Consider the following 19,706-nt stretch of genomic DNA (forward strand, 5'->3'; position numbering starts at 1 on the left):
TCCCGTCCCCCGTTGCTTTACCCCGCCTGCAGAGCCTTGCTGCGCTCGTCGTCCGCCACTTCGCGCAGCACTGCATCGAAGAAATGCGCTTGCGCATCAGCATCCGAACGGGCATACGCACGATTGATGCCGCTGATTACGGCGCGGATCGAAGCGGTAATCAGATTCGCATCGATGCCCACGCCGAACGCGCTGCCCACTACCTGCGCACCGGCCATTTCGGCAATCGCGATTGCCTTCGCGTCCGCGCCCTGAGTAAGCGCACGTTCTTCGTAGTGCTGGATCCGCACAGGGGTGCGCAGCGCATGCATCAACGCGTCGAGCGGGCCGTTGCCTTCGCCTGCCAGCACGGTGCGCTTACCGGCTATCTCCACCGTCAGCTTGATGCGCTCGCGCCCGCCGTCTTCTGACAGCGCATGGCCGATGTAACGCAGCGGCGTCTCACCGCGCACGTATTCATCCTGGAACACTTCCCAGATCTGCTGTGCGGTGACTTCCTGACCGCTATCGTCGGTGAGTTGCTGGACGGCCGAGCTGAAGTCGACCTGCAGACGTCGCGGCAGCACAACGCCATGTGTCTGTTCGAGCAGATAAGCAATGCCGCCTTTACCGGACTGGCTGTTGACCCGGATGATCGAATCGTAAGTGCGGCCCAGATCGCGCGGGTCGATCGGCAGATAAGGCATTTCCCACAGCGCGTCATCCTTCTGCACGGCGAAGCCTTTCTTGATCGCATCCTGGTGCGATCCCGAGAAGGCGGTGAACACCAGATCGCCGACATACGGGTGACGCGGATGCACCGGCAATTGCGTGCATTCCTCGGCGGTGCGCGCGACTTCGTTGATGTGCGAGAAATCGAGTCCCGGGTCGACGCCCTGGGTGTAAAGATTGATCGCCAGCGTCACGAGGTCGACGTTGCCGGTGCGCTCACCATTACCGAAGAGACAACCTTCGACGCGGTCGGCACCGGCCATGACGGCCAGTTCAGCCGCGGCGACTGCGGTGCCGCGATCGTTGTGCGGGTGAACCGAAAGCAGCAGCGAGTCGCGCCGCGCCAGGTTGCGGTGCATCCACTCGATCTGGTCCGCGTAGAAATTCGGCGTGCCGACTTCCACCGTGGCCGGCAGGTTGACGATGGCTTTGCGCTCGGGCGTCGGCTGCCAGACATCGAACACGGCATCGCACACTTCCTTGGCGAAATCGAGTTCGGTGGCGGTGAAGGTTTCCGGGCTGTACTGCAGCGTGAAAGCCGTCTCCGGGGTGGCATCCACGAGACGCTTCATGGTGCGCGCCGCGTTCACGGCCAGTTGCTTGACACCGTTACGGTCGAGCCCGAACACGATCTTGCGGAATTCCGGCGCGGTGGCGTTATACAGATGCACGATCGCACGCGGCACGCCGCGCAGCGATTCGAAGGTGCGCTCGATCAGGTCGTCGCGCGCCTGGGTCAACACTTCGATCGTGACGTCATCCGGAATGTGGCCGCCCTCGATCAGTTCGCGTACGAAATTGAAGTCGGTTTCGGACGCCGACGGAAACGCCACTTCGATTTCCTTGAAGCCAATCTGCACCAGCGTCTTGAACATGCGCATCTTGCGTTGCGCGTTCATCGGCTCGAACAGTGCCTGATTGCCGTCGCGCAGGTCGGTGCTCATCCAGATCGGCGGGTGCGTGATGGTGCGCGACGGCCAGGTGCGATCCGGCAAGTTGACGGGGGTGAACGGGCGGTACTTGGTAGCAGGATTTTTCAGCATGATGGGCTCGTGGGTTCGAAAAACGGGAGACGCAAAGGAACGGGACGAAGCACGGCCGCCGGTTGGGCAACCGGGGCAAGGTCAGCAAAACTTGGGAATTAACTGCGCTTCAGATGCGTTAGATGCGGGAAGCGCGTAGCAGCAGACCTAGCCCGGTAGAGCGGGCTAGTAGTAGGAGGGATAGCAGGGTCTGTGCGGCGAACATGGGCGTAATAGGATCACAAACGGCAGGGCCAGTCAAGCGGCGTTTGCTTGTGTGCCTGCTTGCGAGGCATCGGCGCTTGCGTCAGTCTCTGTCGCTGTCATTGGCCGGCAGTGTTGCCGAGTGGCCGGGCGGCCAGGTCCTTCAGCGCCGACCAGCAGTTGTTGTAACCCATGCGCAGGATCATCAGGCCGATCACACCGGCCGCGACGTGATCGAGCATCGGCAGGCCGGCCATGCTGCCGAGAATGCCCATCACGGCAACCAGCGCCGAAACCGCGTCGAGTCTGGCGTGCCAGGCACTGGCAAGCAGAACGCCAGAATGTGTTCGTTGAGCCACCGACCGCATATAGCGGAACAGCGCTTCCTTGGCGAACATGACGAAGACCGCGACCACCAGCGCGCTCGCACGCACGCTGGTGCTAACAGTGAGAATCGTGGCGGGTCCGATGCTATGCCACAGCATCTCGCCGGCGGTGCCGATCAGCAGCACGCCGATGACTAGCGTCGCGAGCGATGCATGGAAGCCGCCGTCGCTGCTCGAAGCGCGTTGGCCGGAGGCCGCAGCCGCGCCGAGAAACAGCACGGCGATGACGACGCCGTCGGCGGCGAGATCGCTGAGCGTATGTATACCGTCAGCCACCAGGCCGTCGGAATGCGCGAACAGGCCAATGACAATCTGCATGGCCATCAGCACGGCATTCAACACCGCACTCATGTAAGCGGCCTTGAAGGAACTGCCGCGCGACTGTCGGGGACGCTCTGACGGCGATGTCATTGGGAGGACGGTTTCGAGTGATTTCGAGTAGTGCAAGCAAACTAACCGTCCAACGTTGCGGGGATGTGACAGGTGGGGCGCGGTGGCAGGCTTCTGCCTGGCTCACGTCCACGCTATTGATCGCGCTCAGGAAGCGTCCTGGCGCCGCGAGCCTCCGCCGACGCTCTGCCCCGCGTTGTGTTCCAGCTGCCAGTAACCCCACACCGACGCGAGCGTCACCAATCCGGCGCAGAGAAAGGCGATGCGGAAGTCATCGAGCGTAAAGACATGCCCTGAGGTCTCGCCGTTGAACACGGCGGCACCGCGCAACGCCACCGCGCCGAAGGCAATGCCCAGGCCGATGGTCATTTGCGCCGCCGCGCTCCACAGCGTGCTGGCCGCGCTCATCTGCGGCTGGGCGACGTCTGCGTAGGCGAGGGTGGCGAGCGTCGTGAACTGCATCGAGCGCGCCACGCCATATCCGAATATCACGATCAGCACCCAGGCGAGCGGCGCCTGTGGCGTCAGCAGGCCGCAGGCGATAATGAAGACGCCGGCTGCGGCGACGTCGACGATCGACACCATCCGGAAGCCATAGCGCTGCAGGATGCGCGTGGTCAACGCCTTCATACCCAGGTTGCCGAGCGCGCTCGCCAGCAGCAATAGCCCCGACTTGAACGCGGACAGACCGAAGCCGATCTGGAACAGCAGCGGCATCAGATACGGCACCGCGCCGATGCCGATACGTGTGAACGAACCGGTTATCACCGTCACCGAGAAAGTGGGAATTCTGAGCGTCGAGACGTCGATCAGCGGATGCGGATGGCGCTGTGCATGCCGGAATGCCACGAACCCGATCACCAGACCCGCTGCCACGAGGGCGCCCGCTACCCACGGATTTTCGCCGGGCTGGCTGGCGAGTTCGGCGCCGTACAGGATCGAAGTAAGGGTGGCGCCGCTCAGCAGCAGGCCGACGAGATCGAGCGGGCGGCGCTCGCTGCCTTTCAGGTTGGGCACCAGTGCGACCACTGCCGCCATCACCGCGATGCCGAACGGCACGTTCAGCAGAAAGATCCAGCGCCAGTTCGCGTAGGTCGTGATGAAGCCGCCGATCGGCGGCCCGACCACCGGTGCGACGATCGCCGGCCATGTAATGGTCGAGATGGCCTGCATCAGGCGGCTTTTCTCGGTGCTGCGCACCACGATCAGCCGGCCGACCGGCACCATCATCGCGCCACCCATCCCTTGCAACAGACGCGCGGCGGTGAATTCCGTCACGTTTTGCGACATCCCGCACAACACCGACGCGACCGTAAACACGCCGATCGCGCTAAAGAAGACCGTGCGCGAGCCGCACCGGTCGGCGACCCAGCCGCTTACCGGGATGAAAATCGCCAGCGCCAGCATGTAGGCCGTCATGCCGAGGCTGAGACTGTTCGGACCCACGCCGAATGAACGCGCCATCTGCGGCAGGGCGGTGGCGATCACCGTGGTGTCCAGATACTCCATGAAGAAGGTCGCCGCGACGATATAGGGCAACCAGCCGATGAAGCCGGGGCGTTTCTGGGTGTCGGTCATCGCGGTCCGTTTGCGAGGAAAAAGTAGAAAAGTAGAAGTATTGCCGAAGACGGCCAAAGCCGGCATCCGGGGCCGGGATTTCTCCTGGAAGGAGAGATAGTCAAATCCAATGATGACGATTTAAACAATCAACTTTTTCTATTAAGTGGATCCAGACATACTGTCATCACTTTCTCAACCACGTACCAAAAGAGGACGCATCAGATGCCGATCATCAACAGCCAGATCAAACCTTTCAAGGCAACCGCTTACCACAATGGCGACTTCCAGACCGTTACCGACGAAACCCTGAAGGGCAAGTGGTCGGTCGTCGTGTTCTACCCGGCTGACTTCACGTTTGTTTGCCCGACCGAACTGGGCGACCTGGCCGATCGTTATGCCGAATTCCAGAAGCTTGGCGTCGAGATCTACAGCGTGTCGACCGATACGCACTTCACCCACAAGGCATGGCACGACACGTCGGACACGATCCAGAAGATCAAGTATCCGATGATCGCCGATCCGACACTGGCCATCTCGCGCAACTTCGACGTGCTGATCGAAGAAGAAGGCCTGGCGTTGCGTGGCACCTTCGTGATCAACCCGGAAGGTGAGATCAAGCTGTGCGAAATCCACGACAACGGCATTGGCCGTGATGCCGGCGAGCTGCTGCGCAAGGTGCAGGCTGCGCAATACATCGCGGCGCATCCGGGTGAAGTGTGCCCCGCCAAGTGGACGCCGGGTGCTGAAACGCTGACCCCGTCGCTCGACCTGGTCGGCAAGATCTAAGCGCTCCCGCTTAGCTCGGCCTCATCGCAGTACACGCCACTCGCCGGCGTTTCTCCGTGCGGACCGTATCACGCAGCAATGCTGCTTCATGTGCATACGGTCCGCACGGCTCCTCGCCACGCAATGTGGGTGGCGCCCGGAGCCCAACCCTCGTCACGGAATTCGAATAGCCATGCTGGATGCCAATCTCAAGACTCAGTTGAAATCGTACCTGGAAAAGGTCAGCCGGCCGATCGAGATCGTGGCCTCGCTCGACGACAGCGCCAAATCGCAGGAACTGCTCGCACTGCTGAACGACATCGCGACGCTGTCGGCGCGCGTCAGCGTGATCGAGCGGCGCGGCGACGCGGAGCGCAAGCCTTCGTTCTCGATCGGCGAGCCGGGCAAGGACACGGGCATCCGTTTTGCCGGCATCCCGATGGGACATGAATTTACGTCGCTGGTGCTGGCGCTGCTGCAGGTGGGCGGCCACCCGGTCAAGCTCGACGACGCGGTGATCGAACAGATCCGCGAACTCGACGGCGACTATCAGTTTGAAACGTATTTTTCGCTGACCTGCCAGAACTGCCCGGAAGTCGTGCAGGCGCTGAACGTGATGGCGCTGATCAACCCGCGCATCCGCCACGTGGCGATTGACGGCGGGGTGTTCCCGAACGAAGTGGAAGCACGCCAGATCATGGCCGTGCCGACGATGTTCCTGAACGGCGAAGTGTTCGGCCAGGGCCGCAGCGGCGTAAAGGAAATTCTCGCCAAACTCGATACCGGCGCAGGTGCGCGTGCGGCCAAGGAACTGGCGAAGAAGCCGGTGTTCGATGTGCTGATCGTGGGTGGCGGCCCCGCGGGCGCTGCGGCGGCGATTTACTCGGCACGCAAGGGCATCAAGACGGGCGTGGTCGCGGAACGCTTCGGCGGCCAGGTGCTCGACACGCTCGCGATCGAAAATTTCGTCTCCGTTCAGGAGACCGAAGGACCGAAGTTTGCCACGGCGCTCGAACAGCACGTGAAGAGCTATGAAGTGGACATCATGGACGTGCAGCGTGCTGAAGCACTGGTTCCGGGCCGCATCAACGAGGTACGTCTGGCGAGCGGCGCGGTGCTGAAGGCGAAGACGATCGTGCTCGCCACCGGTGCGCGCTGGCGCGAAATCAACGTGCCGGGCGAGCGCGAATATCGCAATCATGGCGTGGCCTACTGCCCGCACTGCGATGGCCCGCTGTTCAAGGGCAAGCGCGTCGCAGTGATCGGTGGCGGCAACTCGGGCGTGGAAGCGGCAATCGATCTGGCCGGCCTCGTGCGCGAAGTCACGCTGATCGAATTCGGCGCGCAACTGCGGGCTGATGAAGTGCTGCAACGCAAGCTGCGCAGCCTCGCTAACGTGACGATCGTGACGCAGGCGCAGACCACCGAGATCACCGGCGACGGCAAGAAGGTCAACGGGCTCGTCTACAAGGATTTGCGCTCGGGTGAAACGAAGCAGGTCGAACTGGAAGGCGTGTTCGTGCAGATCGGTCTCGTGCCGAATACCGAATGGTTGAAGGGCACGGTCGAACTGTCGAAGCACGGCGAGATCGTCGTCGATGCGCGCGGCGCGACATCGGTGCCGGGCGTGTTCGCGGCCGGCGACGTGACGACGGTGCCGTTCAAGCAGATCGTCATCGCCGTGGGCGAGGGCGCGAAAGCATCGCTCTCCGCCTTCGATCACCTGATTCGCAATAGCGCGGATGACGAAGTGGAAGTCGAGGACGCTGCGGCGCTTGCGGAGGCCTAAGTTTTCTTCGTGAGCGACAGGCGGTCCTGATTGGACTGACGAAAGCCAGCTGCCAGTTGTTGCCTTGCAATGAAGCCCGCCTTTGTGCGGGCTTCATTGTTTTCGGTTCCCGCATCGAAGCCGGTGGCGCTTGAGCTCCTTCGGGGCATCTATACACCCGTTTCATTCACACGCTTGACGCAGGCCCTCACGGGCGCGGCCCGCGCTGCTTTGTTTGGAGCTCGCCGCCTGGATTCAATTCTTGGCGAAGTGGCTCGTCTCACCATATAAATCTGTGAATCGGAGCAGACCTTTCGCGGCAGCCAACCGTGCGCATTTCAACGCGTGCGAGTGGGCTTAAGGACGAAGGGCAACATAAAAGGAGACAGAGATGGCCTCTTCGCAAACGACGCCCGCGCGTTGGGTCGACGGCAAGCGCTACCTTTGGCTGCTCGGTGCACTGACCATCACGTTGCCGCTGCACGCGGCCACTCTTGCGCTGCTCACGGGCTGGCATATCTTCTGGTGGTTTGGTCCGATCTTTGTGTTCGGCATTATCCCGATGCTCGACTACGCGATCGGCGACGACCCCAGCAATCCGCCTGAGGAAGTGGTGCCCGTGCTCGAGCGCGAGCGCTATTACCGGCGCATCGTCTACCTCGCGACCTTCATCGAATACCTCTCGTTCTTCGGCGCGGTGTGGATCGTCGGAACCCATGTGCTCGCCTGGTACGACTACCTGGGGTTTGCGCTCTCGCTCGGTTCGGCGACCGGCGCATCGATCAATACTGCTCACGAACTCGGTCACAAGACCGACCACTTCGAGCGCTGGCTGGCGAAGGTCACGCTGGCGCCGGTCGCCTATGGACACTTCTTCGTCGAACACAACCGCGGCCATCACGTGCGGGTAGCGACGCCGCCCGATCCCGCCAGCGCACGCTATGGCGAGTCCTTTTGGGCGTTCCTGCCGCGCACGGTGTTCGGCAGCATCGCATCAGCGTGGCGGCTCGAAAAAGAGCGGCTCACGCGCAGCGGTCATTCGTCGTGGAGCTGGCGCAACGAGGTATTGCATGCATGGGCGATGACCGCAGTGCTATGGGGCGCGATGATTGTTCTATTCGGCAAGGTCGTGATTCCGTTCCTGCTGATCCAGGCGATATACGGCGCCTCGCTGCTCGAAGTGGTCAATTATCTCGAGCACTATGGATTAGGCCGCAAGCAGTTGCCGAACGGCAAATACGAACGCTGCCGCCCTGAGCATTCATGGAACAGCAATCGCGTCGTCACCAACCTGTTTCTTTACCAATTGCAACGCCATGCGGATCATCACGCCAATCCGACGCGCTCGTTTCAGGCACTGCGTCACTTCGAAGGCGCACCGCAATTACCTTCCGGTTACGCGACGATGATCATGGTGGCTTATGTGCCGCCGCTCTGGTTCCGCGTGATGAATCCGCGTGTGGTCGCGCATTATCGCGGCAATATGGAGCACTCCAATATCAAACCCGCAATACGCGAACGCGTGCTGGCAGAATTTTCCGGAGCGGTTACGAGTTGATGTTTGATTCGCCATTCGCGAACACCAAACGTTTGCGCCATAAAGGCCATATTTACCGATTTAAAAAAGAAACCAAAGCCGCACAAGGCCTGGACGCGATCGATAAATTTATCGCTTAAGAAATTCGCTGCGCTGCCGAAAACAGAGCTATTAACCGGGTGGAACATTTCTTCTGCGCGGAGAAATCCTGGGTTCAAGCAAACCGGAAATGCGCCGTTACATGCACTCGGCGCAGGTCAATCAGGCTTGCACCAATCAAGAACATAGAATCTCTCCGGAGAGGCGCAGCCACGCGCGCCTGCTCCGGTGCGGATTATCGAGAGGGGCACCGCTACGCTGAACGAACTGGTCCGGCGTGGAAGTGCAGCAGTTTAAATCCGCGTTTGAAACGGAGAGGCCATGTTTGTTGCGATTGGATGGGTATTGGTGTTGGGGTCGGTGATCGGTAGTTTTATCGGCGTAGGAGGACATCTTCCTGCCCTGGTTCAACCATTCGAACTCCTGTGTATTTTCGGTGCGGCGATAGGGGCGTTTGTCGTCAGCAATCCGGTCACGACGCTGAGAAAGACGCTCAAGAGTTTGCCTACCTGCTTCAAGGGCGGCGGTTATACGAAAGAGAAATATCTCGAACTGATCGCGCTGCTGTTTGAACTGCTCCAGAAGGCACGCAAGGAAGGCATGATGTCCCTCGAGGCGGATGTCGAGGCGCCCGAACAAAGTGCGCTGTTCCAGAAGTATTCGCATGTTCTGCAGGACCATCATCTGCTCGACTTTATCGTCGACTATCTGCGCATGATGTCGAGCGGCAACGTGAACGCGCTCGAAATGCAGGACCTGATGGACGAGGAACTGGAGACGCATCACGCGGAGGCCTCCGTCGCGGCCAATGCGATCCAGAAGATGGCCGATGGGCTGCCGGCGTTCGGGATTGTCGCCGCGGTGATGGGCGTGGTGCATACGATGGGCTCGGTGGGAGCCGCACCCGCGGTGCTTGGCGAGATGATCGCCGGTGCGCTGGTGGGCACTTTCCTTGGCATTCTGCTCGCGTACGGATTCATCGGGCCGCTCGCCGACCTGCTCAACGCGAAGGGTCGCGCCGCCGCCAAACCGTTTCAGTGCGTCAAGGCCGTGCTGCTCGCCTCGATGAGCGGCTACGCGCCGCCCGTTGCGGTGGAGTTCGGCCGCAAGGTGCTGTTTACCGCGGACCGGCCGAGCTTCAAGGAGCTCGAAGACGCGGTGCGCGCCACCAAAATGCCGAAGGCGGCCTGACCAGGATGAGGGAGACGAGTCATGGCTGAGAACCGGTCGGGCGGTAGCGCGGGGGAAGCGTCGGCGCCCATCGTGGTGCGGCGTCTGCGCAAGGGTGCGGCACACGAGGCCCATCATGGTGGTGCATGGAAGATCGCCTATGCCGACTTCGTGACGGCCATGATGGCGTTTTTTCTGCTGATGTGGCTGCTGGGCTCGACCTCGCAGTACGACAAAGAGGGCATCGAGGATTACTTCAACACGCCGCTTTCCACCTTGCTGGGCGGCAAGGAAGGCACCGGTGCGGCGCGGCCGAGCGTGGTGCAAGGCGGCGGACGCGACGCCTCGGACAGCCGGCCGGGCGTGGCGCACAAGAGTCAGGTCCAGCCCGCCCCGCCTACGGTCAGCCCGCCCGCCATGCAGATGGATGCGCAGCGGCTTGCGCAGCTCAAGGCGAAAATCGGTGCGTTGATCGAACAGACGCCATCGTTGCGCGCCTACAAGGAGCAGATTCGCCTGTCGATCACCGACGAAGGTTTGCGCATCGAGATCGTCGATTCGCTGAAGCGGCCGATGTTCGCCTCGGGTAGTTCGAAACTGGAGGATTACGCGCTGACGATCCTGCAGCAGATCGGCGCGTCGCTCAACGACGTGGACAATCGCGTGTCGATTGCCGGCCATACAGATGCCGTGCCTTACTCGGGCGGCACCGCCGGCTATTCGAACTGGGAGCTTTCCAGCGACCGCGCCAACGCCGCAAGGCGCGCGCTGGTGGCAGGGGGCTTGAGGGAGGACAAACTGTTGCAGGTGCGCGGACTGGCTGACGTGTTGCCGTTGGACAGAAACGTCGCCGACGAACCGACCAACCGCCGCATCAGCATTCTCGTGTTGAACAACGCTGCGGTGCAGGCGTTTTTCCGCGACGGTGGCCGCACCACGGTCGACGAAGCAGCGGCCGCGAGCGGGGTGTTGCCCGCAGCGCTGACAAAGGAACAAACCGGCAAGATCAGCGCGCCGTAATGCGTCTAAACCCCAGGGCGGCGATGCGAGATCGCCACCCTGGCTGTTTATGCTTCGTGTGCTGCCGAGGCTTCCTGCTGCTGCGCAAACTCATCCGCCTGAGCGGCGCAAACCGCCTCTGCGAAGCGCTGCAACGAAAGCAGCGATCCACTCACGCTGTGATAGGTTTCACGGCCAATCCGAGCATCGAGCAGAATCTGCAAACCCGCTGCTCTGGCAATTTTCATGATATCCACGGCCGATCCTTTATCAAGCGGCGTGCAGACTGCATCCCCGTATCGATCAACTCTTCCCGTCAGGCGGCGGCATATTGACACGATCAGGCCCACGTACTGGACGTAGCTTCATGGAAGCCACAGAGCCATCGTAGTTCAGTCAAATATGCCGCCATGACGGGAACAGCAGGTAATAACGGATGCAATTCGTGCGTTCGCCGCGCGGCGCTCAGGACCAGAGTTCCGACATCTCGATGTTACGCAGATCGAACACCAGTACTTCGGCGTCGTGACCCTGTGAGAACGTCAGAACCTGTTCATTGCGGACCCGTGCACCGTCGCCTTCACCGAGCGTCTGACCGTTCACGTCGACGCTGCCGCGCGCCACGTGGACATACGCATACCGGTCAGCCGCCAGTTCCAGCCGGGCGCTCTCGTCGCCGTCGAACAGTCCGGCATAAACGCGCGTGTCCTGCTGCACCACCAGCGACTCCTTCGCACCATCGGGCGAGATCACGAGGCGCAGCGCACCGCGCTTTTCCGCGTCGCCGAAACGGCTCTGCTGATAACGCGACGGCGTGCCCTTGAGCGCCGGTGCAATCCAGATCTGCAGGAAGTGCACAGAGTCGCTCCGCGAGTGGTTGTACTCGCTATGGGCGACGCCCGTGCCCGCGCTCATCAACTGGATGTCGCCGGGAACGATCACCGAGCCGGTGCCCATCGTGTCCTTATGTTCCAGCGCACCTTCCAGCACGTACGAGAAGATTTCCATGTCGCGGTGCGGATGCGTGCCGAAGCCTTTCGACGGCGCGACGCGGTCGTCGTTGATCACCAGCAGATCCGAAAAGCCGTTCTGCTTCGGGTCGTGATAGTTGGCAAAGGAAAACGTATGACGCGAACTAAGCCAGCCGTGCTCCGCGCGGCCGCGTTGATTGGCGTGTCTGATGTCGAGCATGTTCTTTCTCCTTGATGTGCGATCCGGAGAGGGTTGTCGTCCGTGATCCATTTAGAGCAGTTTACGTCAATCAATGTGCTTATAATCGTGACGTAATCAGAAACACTGTCTCTCCACGGTTGACAATGGGGCGGCAGGCGACACCACAGACGGGCGACCATGATCAACACCCAGGAGCGAGCCCATGCAACTCGATGACATGCGGATTTTCGTCGCCACGGTTGACGCGCACAACTTCACTACCGCAGCCAACCGGCTGTCGCTGTCGAAGCAGTTCGTCAGTCGCCGCGTCATGGCGCTCGAAGAGGCACTCGGCGTGCGGCTCCTGATCCGCAACACGCGCAAGCTTGCCGTCACCGAACTCGGCCAGGAGTTCTACGAGCGGGCCAAACGCATTCTCGGTGAGGTGCAAGAGGCCGAGCAGGCCATGTCGCTGCGGCGGGCGTCACCTCATGGGCTGCTGCGGGTGAGCGCGCCGATGTCGTTCGGCATGGTCCATCTGTCGCCGCTGGTGGCGATGTTCCTGAAGAAACATTCAGACGTGCGCTTCGACATGGAGTTGAGCGATCGCACCGTCGACGTGGTGGGCGAGGGGTTCGACATGGCAATCCGCATCGGCACGCTGGCCGATTCAACGCTGATCGCGCAAAAGCTCGCGGAAGTCCGGATGGTGGTCTGCTGCAGCCCGCAGTACCTGCGCCGGCGCGGTACGCCTGCCGCGCCGGCCGAGCTTGAGCGGCATGCCTGTCTTCTGTATGGACACGGCGGCCCAGCGAGCTGGGAGTTCGTGCTGGACGGCGCACACAAGGCCGTAGAGGTGCACGGACCGCTGCGTGCCAACAACGGCGAATTGATCCGCGATGCGGCGCTTGCGGGGCTCGGCATTGCGCGCCTGCCGGATTTCATCGTCTCCGCCGCGCTTAAGGCCGGTCAGCTCGTCCCCGTACTGGAACCGTTTCTGCCGCGTGCAACCGCGCTTTTTGCAGTCTATCCGCAGCATCGGCAAAGCTCGATTACGATCCAGTCATTCACCGCATTTCTGCGCGAGCAACTAGCGAAGACTTTGACTCACTGAGGGAGTGACGCAAATCGACGGGCCCGACCGCTCGACGTTTCGATCAGGCCCGGATATTGCACTCGTCGAGCCTTGCAGATATTGGCAGGATGGGGCCAGAAGTCGTCGCAGCCGGCAAGTTCGGCCAGCGGCGACATCGAATGCCGCCATCCGCCAACTCATATGTACCAGCCGCTGAAAGAATTACATGCCCAGGCATGGCTGCGTGGCAATCGATACAGCCCCGCGGGATCTGGAAAGCGGCCAGTCAATTCATTCGCGACCAGCGCGATCGGAGGATGGGTGTCGAACGGACATATAACGCGGGCGGCCCGGAGCCGTTCCAACAAAAAAGCGGCCGCAACGCCATGGCTGGTTGCTGCCACTGTCGCCGGCATGAGCGTGATCGCGACGCCAGCCAAAGCTCAAACGCCGGCACCTTTGCAGGAATGGCAATATTCGGCGGGGGTGCCGCTGGAAAAATTGATGGAACCGGAAATTCCCACGTGGCAAGCGGCGGTCGGTATCGCCGGCGCCTTCCAGCCGCGCTATGACGGCGCCGATCGATATCACTTCGAGGGCGGCCCGAGCATCGACATTCGCTATAGCGATCTGTATTTTGCTTCGACCGGCGAAGGCTTCGGCGCCAATGTGGCACAAGGCCAGAACTGGCGGATCAGCCTTGCGGTTGCCTATGACCTGGGACGGCGCGGTCAGGACGACGACGAGCATCTGCACGGCCTTGGCAACATCAACCCCGCCCCGGAACTGAAACTGGCCGGCGACTACGTCATATCGAAGAGTTTTCCAATGGTGCTGCGCGCCGATATCCGGCGCAGCTTCGGCGGTTCGAATGGCTGGATCGGCGACGTCGGCGCTTATATGCCGCTGCCTGGCAGTTCGAAGACGTTTTTCTGGTTTGCAGGGCCGAGTCTGACCTTCGCCGATTCCAAATACATGAACGCCTGGTTCGGCATCGACCAGCAGCAGGCCGCCGAATCCCAGTACTCGTACTATCACGCGAGTGCGGGTCTGAAGTCGGCGGGTTTCGGCGTCAGTGCGATCTGGTTCTTCCAGAAGCACTGGTTTGCGGCGTGCGACTTTGCGCTGGAGCAACTGGTCGGCAGCGCGGCGCATAGTCCTGTCACGCAGCGCTCGTCGAACGGGGTGCTGGATCTGTCGATCAATTACCAGTTCTGAGCGAGCTTGCTGCGCGCGCGGGCTCCGGCTTGAGCCCTCGCGCGGCCTGCAGTCGCTCGCGAACCGGTTGCTACAAAGCACCCGGCGCGACCCACCTCCGGCCGCGGTCCTAGCAGACGGTGGTCGGCGCTTCGGCGACTGCTTCTTTCCGGCCCGCTCTCATCAGACCTTCCACCATGCGGGCTTCGGCGCGTGCAATCGTTTCGAGCGAAGCGGCGGACAGTTGCGCATCGAGAATCGACAGCGCCGCGCACACGCGCAGATACTCGTCCTCGCCCAATGCCCAACAGCCTTGCTGATGCTCTGCGGCGTCGAGCTGCACCATCGCGCCGTGTGCGCTCTCAATGTACTCGAGACCTTGCGGCTCGAGTCCCAGACGGCAAAGCTCTTCGGACACCAGAAAATGCCGGCCGAGAGTCATAAACAGATCCCGTGAGCCGTGACCGCGTTTGAACGCATCGAGGGCGGTATAACACTGCAGGAGCATCGCCTGCGTGACCGGCTCGTGCGCGGCCCGGCTAAACGTGAGGGCGCGCAGCAGCGGCGACATGGCAGGCTGATTGCGTTTGCGGCTTTGCGATTTGTTCGGCATGACGGTTTTAACCTCGTTCTGTAACGCTCGGTTCGCCAGAGAAGCTTCTTGCAGACGGCGTACCGGCGGGACAATTCGCATCCTTGTAGGTGCGTCGTGTCAGCATCATCGCAAGCAACAATTAAGATAGCCTTAAATTTTGAGACGCTTGACCGGGGCAGTTGTGTCAAGGTGTGACGCGGCCGAGGCCGAAAAAAAAGCCCTGTCCCACGGGGGACAGGGCCGGACAGGATGGAAGAGTCGCACAGGCGCGTGGATGCTTGCCGACGTGGTTCCCATCAAAACAACGCTGTTGCACTTCAAACTGCTTGAGACGTGGTCCTTCGGTCCTTTACCTTCTTTTGCTGCAAACCCCTGTTGCTTTCATTGCATCTGATGCGAGAGCGCTTCGTCGATGCGCTACTGCGGTGCTGCTCTGCTACCGGTATTGCAACTGCGTGCTGCGGACTGCGACCGCGTTACTACGGACAACGTGATGCTGGAGCGTACTGCCTGATGCTGGAGCGTGCTACGACTACGTACTGCGTACAAGCAACTGCCGTTTCTACTGCAACCTGCCGGTCTACTCTACGAACTACTCTACGTGCTGCTCTACAGGTACGGTCAAAACAACGCGGGGGGAAGACCGCGTATGGGCTTAGTGATTCGTCGTGCCCATGGAAAACAGTGTAAAGGCGATGCAGTAAATGTGATCCGGCGAAACGAGGGGAATTGGCGGCGCATTTCATTGAATTGCGGGCAACCGGGGCGTCTGGTCGAGTCAAAAAGCCTGCAATTCCGGCGCGGCGGGGGAATCGCACCAGGGTTGAAGTGGAGCGCTACACGCCAGGAAGGCAAGCTGAAAATTCCCCGATAGCAGGAACACTGCTTGCGGCGTGATGAACGTCGCGACACAAGTCGCACTTTTGGAGGACGTCATGAACAAGGACCAGGTGAAGGGCGTTGCTGAAAAGGCCAAGGGCAAGGTCAACGAGGTGGCGGGGAAGGCCACTGGGAACGTCGGCCGCGAAATGAAGGGCGATGTCCAGCAGGGCATGGGTCAGGCCCGTAAGGACATGGGCGATGCGCGCGAAGAAGCCAAGGATGCGGCGAAGCACCCCGCAAAGCGCACCCACTGATCGCGGTGTAAGCCCCGTGCAGGGTTGAACGGGGCGTAACCGTATTTCACCGCTGAGGGCGGTCGCGTCTTGACGTGGCCGCCCTCTGTCGCTTGTATCAGTGTCCGATCAAACGTCTGTTCGACGCTATCGCAGCCCCGCATCGTCCGACAATTGATTCGGATACCGTACTAATAATGGCTCCCTTTAAAGTACCGCTGCGGTGCGCACCGAAGCAGTGCCGATTTGCTCGCTTTGGCACACAAGACGGGCGGCTCGCCACACAAGCATGCAGGCCAAAAAACTGACGTTTGGGCAAAAGACCGCCAGACGGTCAGTTGATCGAATCGGCACAAAACTTGCCTTATAACCCCCGACGGCTGACGCGCGCGTTGCCGTTGCGGGCCTGGTTAGGCCCGGACCAGCACCACGCGGAATTGAACCGCTAGGGGGAACCCAAAAAGCTATGCACACGATTTGAACAACAGGGATCCACAAACGGGAGGACGCCATGTTTGAGCCTGCGCCGATTACTGCCAGCAAGGTGGTGTCAGGAGAAACGGTTCGCGCCGAGTATCTTTGCGATACCGGGCGTCTGCGCATCATCGGCGAGCGCACTGTGCATGCCGAATGGTTTCCGCCGCATTCATGGTTTGCGATTGCGTCGATTTCCGGACATAGCCGGTGGGGCACGAGGCCTGATGAGGCAGACCTGTTGCTGCTGATCGACAACTTTATGGGGTACTCAGGGCGCGACAGTTTTGCGCTCATCCAACCCTAGGTTACACAGTCGCGGCCCTCGCGTTCGCTATCCGTGACTGTCGACCCACGCTCGAGCCCAGTCGAGTCCCGCGAGGCGTGCTTCTTCGTCCGTTTCGAAATTGCCCAGAATCCCTGATCCTTCGATCAGCTTTGTGCCGTGCGTGATCGTGCCGCTGGACGCGTACCCGCCGTCCTGGACGATGGCATGGCCCCAGATCGCATAGCCCTTGTAGGTTTCAGGTTCCATCTTTTGCCGCGCGTGGATAGCCAGCGTCATCGCACCACGGAAACAGCCATGCGACCGGTGCTCACCTGTAGCACGTTGCCTTCGGGTGTCAAGATGCGCGGAATGTCGATAAAGCGCGGACTGGTGGTCTTCTTTGCGGCGTCGATACCCACACGCCTTGTAGTCGAAGCCTTGGACAGTCGCTCCGCAATGCGGTGTGGCGCAGCAGCTTTGCCCATGCTCCGCGCCAGCAGCGCGGTTTTACCCGGCTTTACCCTGGATCTGGCCGCTGCCACCGGCGAAGCGATGCGCGCTTCCGGCGGATTCCAGACTTCCACATAATGCGCGCCTGCTGCGGCAGTTGATGGCGCAGCTGCCGCCACAGTTGTGGCGACTACAAGCAGCACAACTCCCGCGCTCAGAGATCGCAGCATGTCTTCTCCATCTATTTGCCGCACGTTGTGGCAGACCGGACGCTGCCCGATTATCAGACGCCGGCATCACGCGCTACCGATGCCGACGGCCCGGAAAGGTAAGAGAAGACACTGTACATTCATACAGTAATTTGTGCAATCGGGGTCGATCCAGGCGTTTCCCGAATCGACAAAAGCGCCGCTCCGCACGTGCCGTTGGGAACATCGCTTGCTGAACCGAAGGTCCGCGCCAAGCCGACGTTTCGCTCGGTCGCGCCGTACGCAAGGAGTTTCCCCATGGCAGGTAAATCGAACAACCGGCAGCCCGCCGGCCGCACGACCACGGGCTCCGATCCCAAGACACAGGATCTCGAACAGTTTCGCCTGCGCCCCGATGGCGAGGCGCTCAGAACCAATCAGGGCGTGAAGATCGCCGACAACCAGAACACCTTGCGCGCCGGTCCGCGCGGTCCGTCGCTGCTCGAAGATTTCATCATGCGTGAAAAGATCACGCACTTCGATCACGAGCGGATTCCCGAACGGATCGTGCATGCGCGCGGTTCGGCCGCGCACGGTGTGTTTCAGGTGTACGAGTCGATGAGCGAGTACACCAAGGCTGCGTTCCTGCAGGACCCATCGGTGCAGACGCCGGTATATGTGCGTTTTTCGACCGTGCAGGGACCGCGCGGCTCTGCCGATACCGTGCGTGACGTGCGCGGCTTCGCCGTCAAGTTCTACACACAGGAAGGCAATTACGACCTGGTGGGCAACAACATGCCGGTGTTCTTCATCCAGGACGCCATCAAGTTTCCGGACTTTGTCCACGCGGTCAAACCGGAAGCGCCAAACGAAATGCCGACCGGCGGATCGGCGCACGATACCTTCTGGGACTTCGTGTCGCTAGTGCCCGAGTCCGCCCACATGGTGTTGTGGACCATGTCGGACCGCGCGATTCCGCGCAGCCTGCGCACCATGGAAGGCTTCGGCATTCACACGTTCCGCTTCGTCAATGCGGCGGGTAAATCGCGCTTTATCAAGTTTCACTGGCGTCCGGTGCTCGGCTCGTACTCGCTGCTGTGGGACGAGGCGCAAAAACTCGCCGGCAAGGACCCTGATTTTCACCGGCGCGATCTGTGGGAAGCCATCGAACAAGGCAATTTCCCGGAGTTCGAACTCGGCGTGCAGATCGTCGAGGAGAAAGATGAAAACAGCTTCGGCTTCGATCTGCTCGATCCGACCAAGCTGATTCCCGAAGAGCGGGTGCCCGTGAAAATCATCGGCAAGATGACGCTGAACCGCAACCCCGACAACTTCTTCGCCGAGACTGAACAGGTGGCATTCCATCCGGGCCATGTCGTGCCGGGCATCGACTTCAGCAACGATCCGCTGCTGCAAGGGCGACTCTTTTCGTACACGGATACGCAGATCAGCCGACTGGGCGGACCGAATTTCCACGAGATTCCGATCAACCGTCCTGTATGCCCGTTCCAGAACAACCAGCGTGACGCGATGCACCGTCAGGCGATCAATGTCGGTCAGGCTTCGTACGAGCCGAACTCGCTGAACGGCGGCTGGCCGAAGGAAACCGATCCTGCCGCGGCGGACGGTGGCTTCGAAAGCTATCACGAGCGCATTGACGGCGCGAAGATTCGCGTGCGCAGCGAGTCGTTTGCCGATCACTTCTCGCAGGCCGCGCTGTTCTACCGCAGCATGTCGGAGGTCGAGAAAGAACACATTGCGGCCGCCTACCAGTTCGAACTCGGCAAGGTCACGAAGCCGGAGATTCGCGAGCGCGTGGTGAACCAGATCCTCGCCAACTTCGACGCGGACCTGGCAGCCAAGGTGGCGACTGGCCTGGGCCTGCCTGCGCCGAAAAAGGGCAAGGCGCCGGTTGCGTCGGAACCGGAGACCTCACCGGCATTGAGCCTGCTCAACCGTGTAAAACCGGGCATCAAGACGCGCAAGATTGCCTTGCTGGCAGCGCCGGGCTCGGACGTCGCGTCGCTGGGCAAACTCCAGCAGGCCCTGCGCGACGAAGGCGCCACGCCGCTATTGATAGCGCCGACTCTCGCCGCTATCGGTGACCTGCAACCCGATGCGACGATTGCCGGCATGCCGTCGATCATGTTCGACGCGATCGTCGTCGCAGGCGGCGAGGCGGGTGCGAAAGCGCTCGCGCAATCGGGCGACGCACGGCATTTCGTACTCGAAGCATTCAAGCATCTCAAGGCGATTGCGGCGCTGGGCGCGGGGCGTGACGTGTTGTCGGCGGCGCACTTGCCGGAGAATGCCGACGGCGTGGCGACCGGCGACGACAAACAGCTCGCGCAGGTGCTGAAGGCATTCGTTGCTGCGACAGAACAGCATCGGGTCTGGTCGCGCGCGGCGATGGCGGAGTCGGTGCCGGCCTGAGGCGGCGAGGCCAGCGCAAGCGGGAGCGGAGGCAGAGGCAGAGGCGCTAGCGCAAGCACCATCCTTGCCTCCGCTGATGGCAACAGCGAGCGACGCATGCCGTGGTTGGGCACGCTGCTTGCTGCTCACGCCTGTCCGACCGAACCGC

The 19,706-nt window shown here is 61.3% G+C and carries 18 protein-coding genes; 10 read left to right on the plus strand and 8 right to left on the minus strand.

Annotated features, from left to right (window positions below; translation table 11 throughout):
* Positions 1-17: 17 nt before the first annotated feature.
* The 3 genes from leuA to P3T17_RS32610 form a co-directional block, all read right to left on the minus strand.
* Positions 18-1,754 carry a 2-isopropylmalate synthase gene (leuA, locus tag P3T17_RS32600; protein WP_429410901.1) on the minus strand — a complete coding sequence of 579 codons (1,737 nt, stop codon included), beginning with the start codon at positions 1,752-1,754 and terminating at the stop codon, positions 18-20.
* A 302-nt stretch (positions 1,755-2,056) separates the two neighbouring features.
* Positions 2,057-2,674 carry a cation diffusion facilitator family transporter gene (locus P3T17_RS32605; protein ID WP_429410903.1) on the minus strand — a complete coding sequence of 206 codons (618 nt, stop codon included), beginning with the start codon at positions 2,672-2,674 and terminating at the stop codon, positions 2,057-2,059.
* 186 nt (positions 2,675-2,860) lie between these two features.
* Complete coding sequence (locus tag P3T17_RS32610; protein ID WP_429410905.1) at positions 2,861-4,291, minus strand: MFS transporter; 1,431 nt, start codon at positions 4,289-4,291, stop codon at positions 2,861-2,863.
* Positions 4,292-4,495: 204 nt separating this feature from the next.
* Here P3T17_RS32610 and ahpC point away from each other — a divergent pair, with 204 nt between their 5' ends.
* From ahpC to motB, 5 genes are all read left to right on the plus strand, one after another.
* Positions 4,496-5,059: an alkyl hydroperoxide reductase subunit C gene (gene ahpC, locus P3T17_RS32615; protein WP_074268498.1), complete on the plus strand. Its 564-nt coding sequence runs from the start codon at positions 4,496-4,498 to the stop codon at positions 5,057-5,059.
* Between the two features lie 172 nt (positions 5,060-5,231).
* Positions 5,232-6,827 carry an alkyl hydroperoxide reductase subunit F gene (gene ahpF / locus P3T17_RS32620; protein ID WP_429410907.1) on the plus strand — a complete coding sequence of 532 codons (1,596 nt, stop codon included), beginning with the start codon at positions 5,232-5,234 and terminating at the stop codon, positions 6,825-6,827.
* A 370-nt stretch (positions 6,828-7,197) separates the two neighbouring features.
* Complete coding sequence (locus tag P3T17_RS32625; protein WP_429410909.1) at positions 7,198-8,364, plus strand: alkane 1-monooxygenase; 1,167 nt, start codon at positions 7,198-7,200, stop codon at positions 8,362-8,364.
* Between the two features lie 399 nt (positions 8,365-8,763).
* On the plus strand, positions 8,764-9,633 hold the full coding sequence (gene motA / locus P3T17_RS32630) for a flagellar motor stator protein MotA (protein ID WP_074268495.1): 870 nt from the start codon (positions 8,764-8,766) through the stop codon (positions 9,631-9,633).
* 21 nt (positions 9,634-9,654) lie between these two features.
* Entirely contained in the window at positions 9,655-10,632 is a 978-nt protein-coding gene (gene motB / locus P3T17_RS32635; RefSeq protein ID WP_074268494.1) for a flagellar motor protein MotB, read from the plus strand.
* 47 nt (positions 10,633-10,679) lie between these two features.
* Here motB and P3T17_RS32640 read toward each other — a convergent pair whose 3' ends face one another.
* Both P3T17_RS32640 and P3T17_RS32645 read right to left on the minus strand, forming a co-directional pair.
* Positions 10,680-10,859, minus strand: coding sequence for a hypothetical protein (locus P3T17_RS32640; RefSeq protein WP_367946975.1), 180 nt, complete (start codon positions 10,857-10,859; stop codon positions 10,680-10,682).
* Positions 10,860-11,076: 217 nt separating this feature from the next.
* Positions 11,077-11,802 (minus strand): pirin family protein, encoded by a 726-nt coding sequence (locus tag P3T17_RS32645; protein WP_429410911.1) that lies wholly within the window; start codon positions 11,800-11,802, stop codon positions 11,077-11,079.
* A gap of 184 nt (positions 11,803-11,986) precedes the next feature.
* Here P3T17_RS32645 and P3T17_RS32650 point away from each other — a divergent pair, with 184 nt between their 5' ends.
* Entirely contained in the window at positions 11,987-12,877 is an 891-nt protein-coding gene (locus tag P3T17_RS32650; RefSeq protein WP_429289021.1) for a LysR family transcriptional regulator, read from the plus strand.
* A gap of 375 nt (positions 12,878-13,252) precedes the next feature.
* Entirely contained in the window at positions 13,253-14,056 is an 804-nt protein-coding gene (locus P3T17_RS32655; RefSeq protein ID WP_074269455.1) for a MipA/OmpV family protein, read from the plus strand.
* 109 nt (positions 14,057-14,165) lie between these two features.
* On the opposite strand, the gene P3T17_RS32660 is transcribed toward P3T17_RS32655, so the two are convergent.
* Positions 14,166-14,648 (minus strand): hypothetical protein, encoded by a 483-nt coding sequence (locus tag P3T17_RS32660; RefSeq protein WP_429410914.1) that lies wholly within the window; start codon positions 14,646-14,648, stop codon positions 14,166-14,168.
* Positions 14,649-15,565: 917 nt separating this feature from the next.
* Here P3T17_RS32660 and P3T17_RS32665 point away from each other — a divergent pair.
* Positions 15,566-15,766, plus strand: coding sequence for a CsbD family protein (locus tag P3T17_RS32665; RefSeq protein ID WP_429410917.1), 201 nt, complete (start codon positions 15,566-15,568; stop codon positions 15,764-15,766).
* 490 nt (positions 15,767-16,256) lie between these two features.
* On the plus strand, positions 16,257-16,526 hold the full coding sequence (locus tag P3T17_RS32670; RefSeq protein WP_074268489.1) for a hypothetical protein: 270 nt from the start codon (positions 16,257-16,259) through the stop codon (positions 16,524-16,526).
* Between the two features lie 27 nt (positions 16,527-16,553).
* Here P3T17_RS32670 and P3T17_RS32675 read toward each other — a convergent pair whose 3' ends face one another.
* Together P3T17_RS32675 and P3T17_RS32680 are read right to left on the minus strand one after the other, a co-directional pair.
* Complete coding sequence (locus tag P3T17_RS32675) at positions 16,554-16,754, minus strand: hypothetical protein (protein ID WP_429289019.1); 201 nt, start codon at positions 16,752-16,754, stop codon at positions 16,554-16,556.
* A gap of 26 nt (positions 16,755-16,780) precedes the next feature.
* Entirely contained in the window at positions 16,781-17,167 is a 387-nt protein-coding gene (locus tag P3T17_RS32680; RefSeq protein ID WP_429410919.1) for a hypothetical protein, read from the minus strand.
* Positions 17,168-17,443: 276 nt separating this feature from the next.
* On the opposite strand from P3T17_RS32680, the gene katE reads away from it, so the two are divergent.
* The gene (gene katE / locus P3T17_RS32685; protein WP_429410921.1) at positions 17,444-19,558 is read left to right on the plus strand and encodes a catalase HPII; all 2,115 of its coding nucleotides are present in this window, start codon (positions 17,444-17,446) and stop codon (positions 19,556-19,558) included.
* Positions 19,559-19,706 lie beyond the last annotated feature (148 nt).

Origin of the sequence: Paraburkholderia sp. GAS82 (genome assembly GCF_050436285.1) — a bacterium.
GTDB classification, from domain to species: Bacteria; Pseudomonadota; Gammaproteobacteria; order Burkholderiales; family Burkholderiaceae; genus Paraburkholderia; species Paraburkholderia phenazinium_B.

Bases quoted from the DNA above. Each gene is read 5' to 3' on its own strand.
- leuA (WP_429410901.1), bottom strand. From the start codon at position 1,754: ATGCTGAAAAATCCTGCTACCAAGTACCGCCCGTTCACCCCCGTCAAC.
- P3T17_RS32605 (WP_429410903.1), bottom strand. From the start codon at position 2,674: ATGAGTGCGGTGTTGAATGCCGTGCTGATGGCCATGCAGATTGTCATT.
- P3T17_RS32610 (WP_429410905.1), bottom strand. From the start codon at position 4,291: ATGACCGACACCCAGAAACGCCCCGGCTTCATCGGCTGGTTGCCCTAT.
- ahpC (WP_074268498.1), top strand. From the start codon at position 4,496: ATGCCGATCATCAACAGCCAGATCAAACCTTTCAAGGCAACCGCTTAC.
- ahpF (WP_429410907.1), top strand. From the start codon at position 5,232: ATGCTGGATGCCAATCTCAAGACTCAGTTGAAATCGTACCTGGAAAAG.
- P3T17_RS32625 (WP_429410909.1), top strand. From the start codon at position 7,198: ATGGCCTCTTCGCAAACGACGCCCGCGCGTTGGGTCGACGGCAAGCGC.
- motA (WP_074268495.1), top strand. From the start codon at position 8,764: ATGTTTGTTGCGATTGGATGGGTATTGGTGTTGGGGTCGGTGATCGGT.
- motB (WP_074268494.1), top strand. From the start codon at position 9,655: ATGGCTGAGAACCGGTCGGGCGGTAGCGCGGGGGAAGCGTCGGCGCCC.
- P3T17_RS32640 (WP_367946975.1), bottom strand. From the start codon at position 10,859: ATGAAAATTGCCAGAGCAGCGGGTTTGCAGATTCTGCTCGATGCTCGG.
- P3T17_RS32645 (WP_429410911.1), bottom strand. From the start codon at position 11,802: ATGCTCGACATCAGACACGCCAATCAACGCGGCCGCGCGGAGCACGGC.
- P3T17_RS32650 (WP_429289021.1), top strand. From the start codon at position 11,987: ATGCAACTCGATGACATGCGGATTTTCGTCGCCACGGTTGACGCGCAC.
- P3T17_RS32655 (WP_074269455.1), top strand. From the start codon at position 13,253: ATGAGCGTGATCGCGACGCCAGCCAAAGCTCAAACGCCGGCACCTTTG.
- P3T17_RS32660 (WP_429410914.1), bottom strand. From the start codon at position 14,648: ATGCCGAACAAATCGCAAAGCCGCAAACGCAATCAGCCTGCCATGTCG.
- P3T17_RS32665 (WP_429410917.1), top strand. From the start codon at position 15,566: ATGAACAAGGACCAGGTGAAGGGCGTTGCTGAAAAGGCCAAGGGCAAG.
- P3T17_RS32670 (WP_074268489.1), top strand. From the start codon at position 16,257: ATGTTTGAGCCTGCGCCGATTACTGCCAGCAAGGTGGTGTCAGGAGAA.
- P3T17_RS32675 (WP_429289019.1), bottom strand. From the start codon at position 16,754: ATGGAACCTGAAACCTACAAGGGCTATGCGATCTGGGGCCATGCCATC.
- P3T17_RS32680 (WP_429410919.1), bottom strand. From the start codon at position 17,167: ATGCTGCGATCTCTGAGCGCGGGAGTTGTGCTGCTTGTAGTCGCCACA.
- katE (WP_429410921.1), top strand. From the start codon at position 17,444: ATGGCAGGTAAATCGAACAACCGGCAGCCCGCCGGCCGCACGACCACG.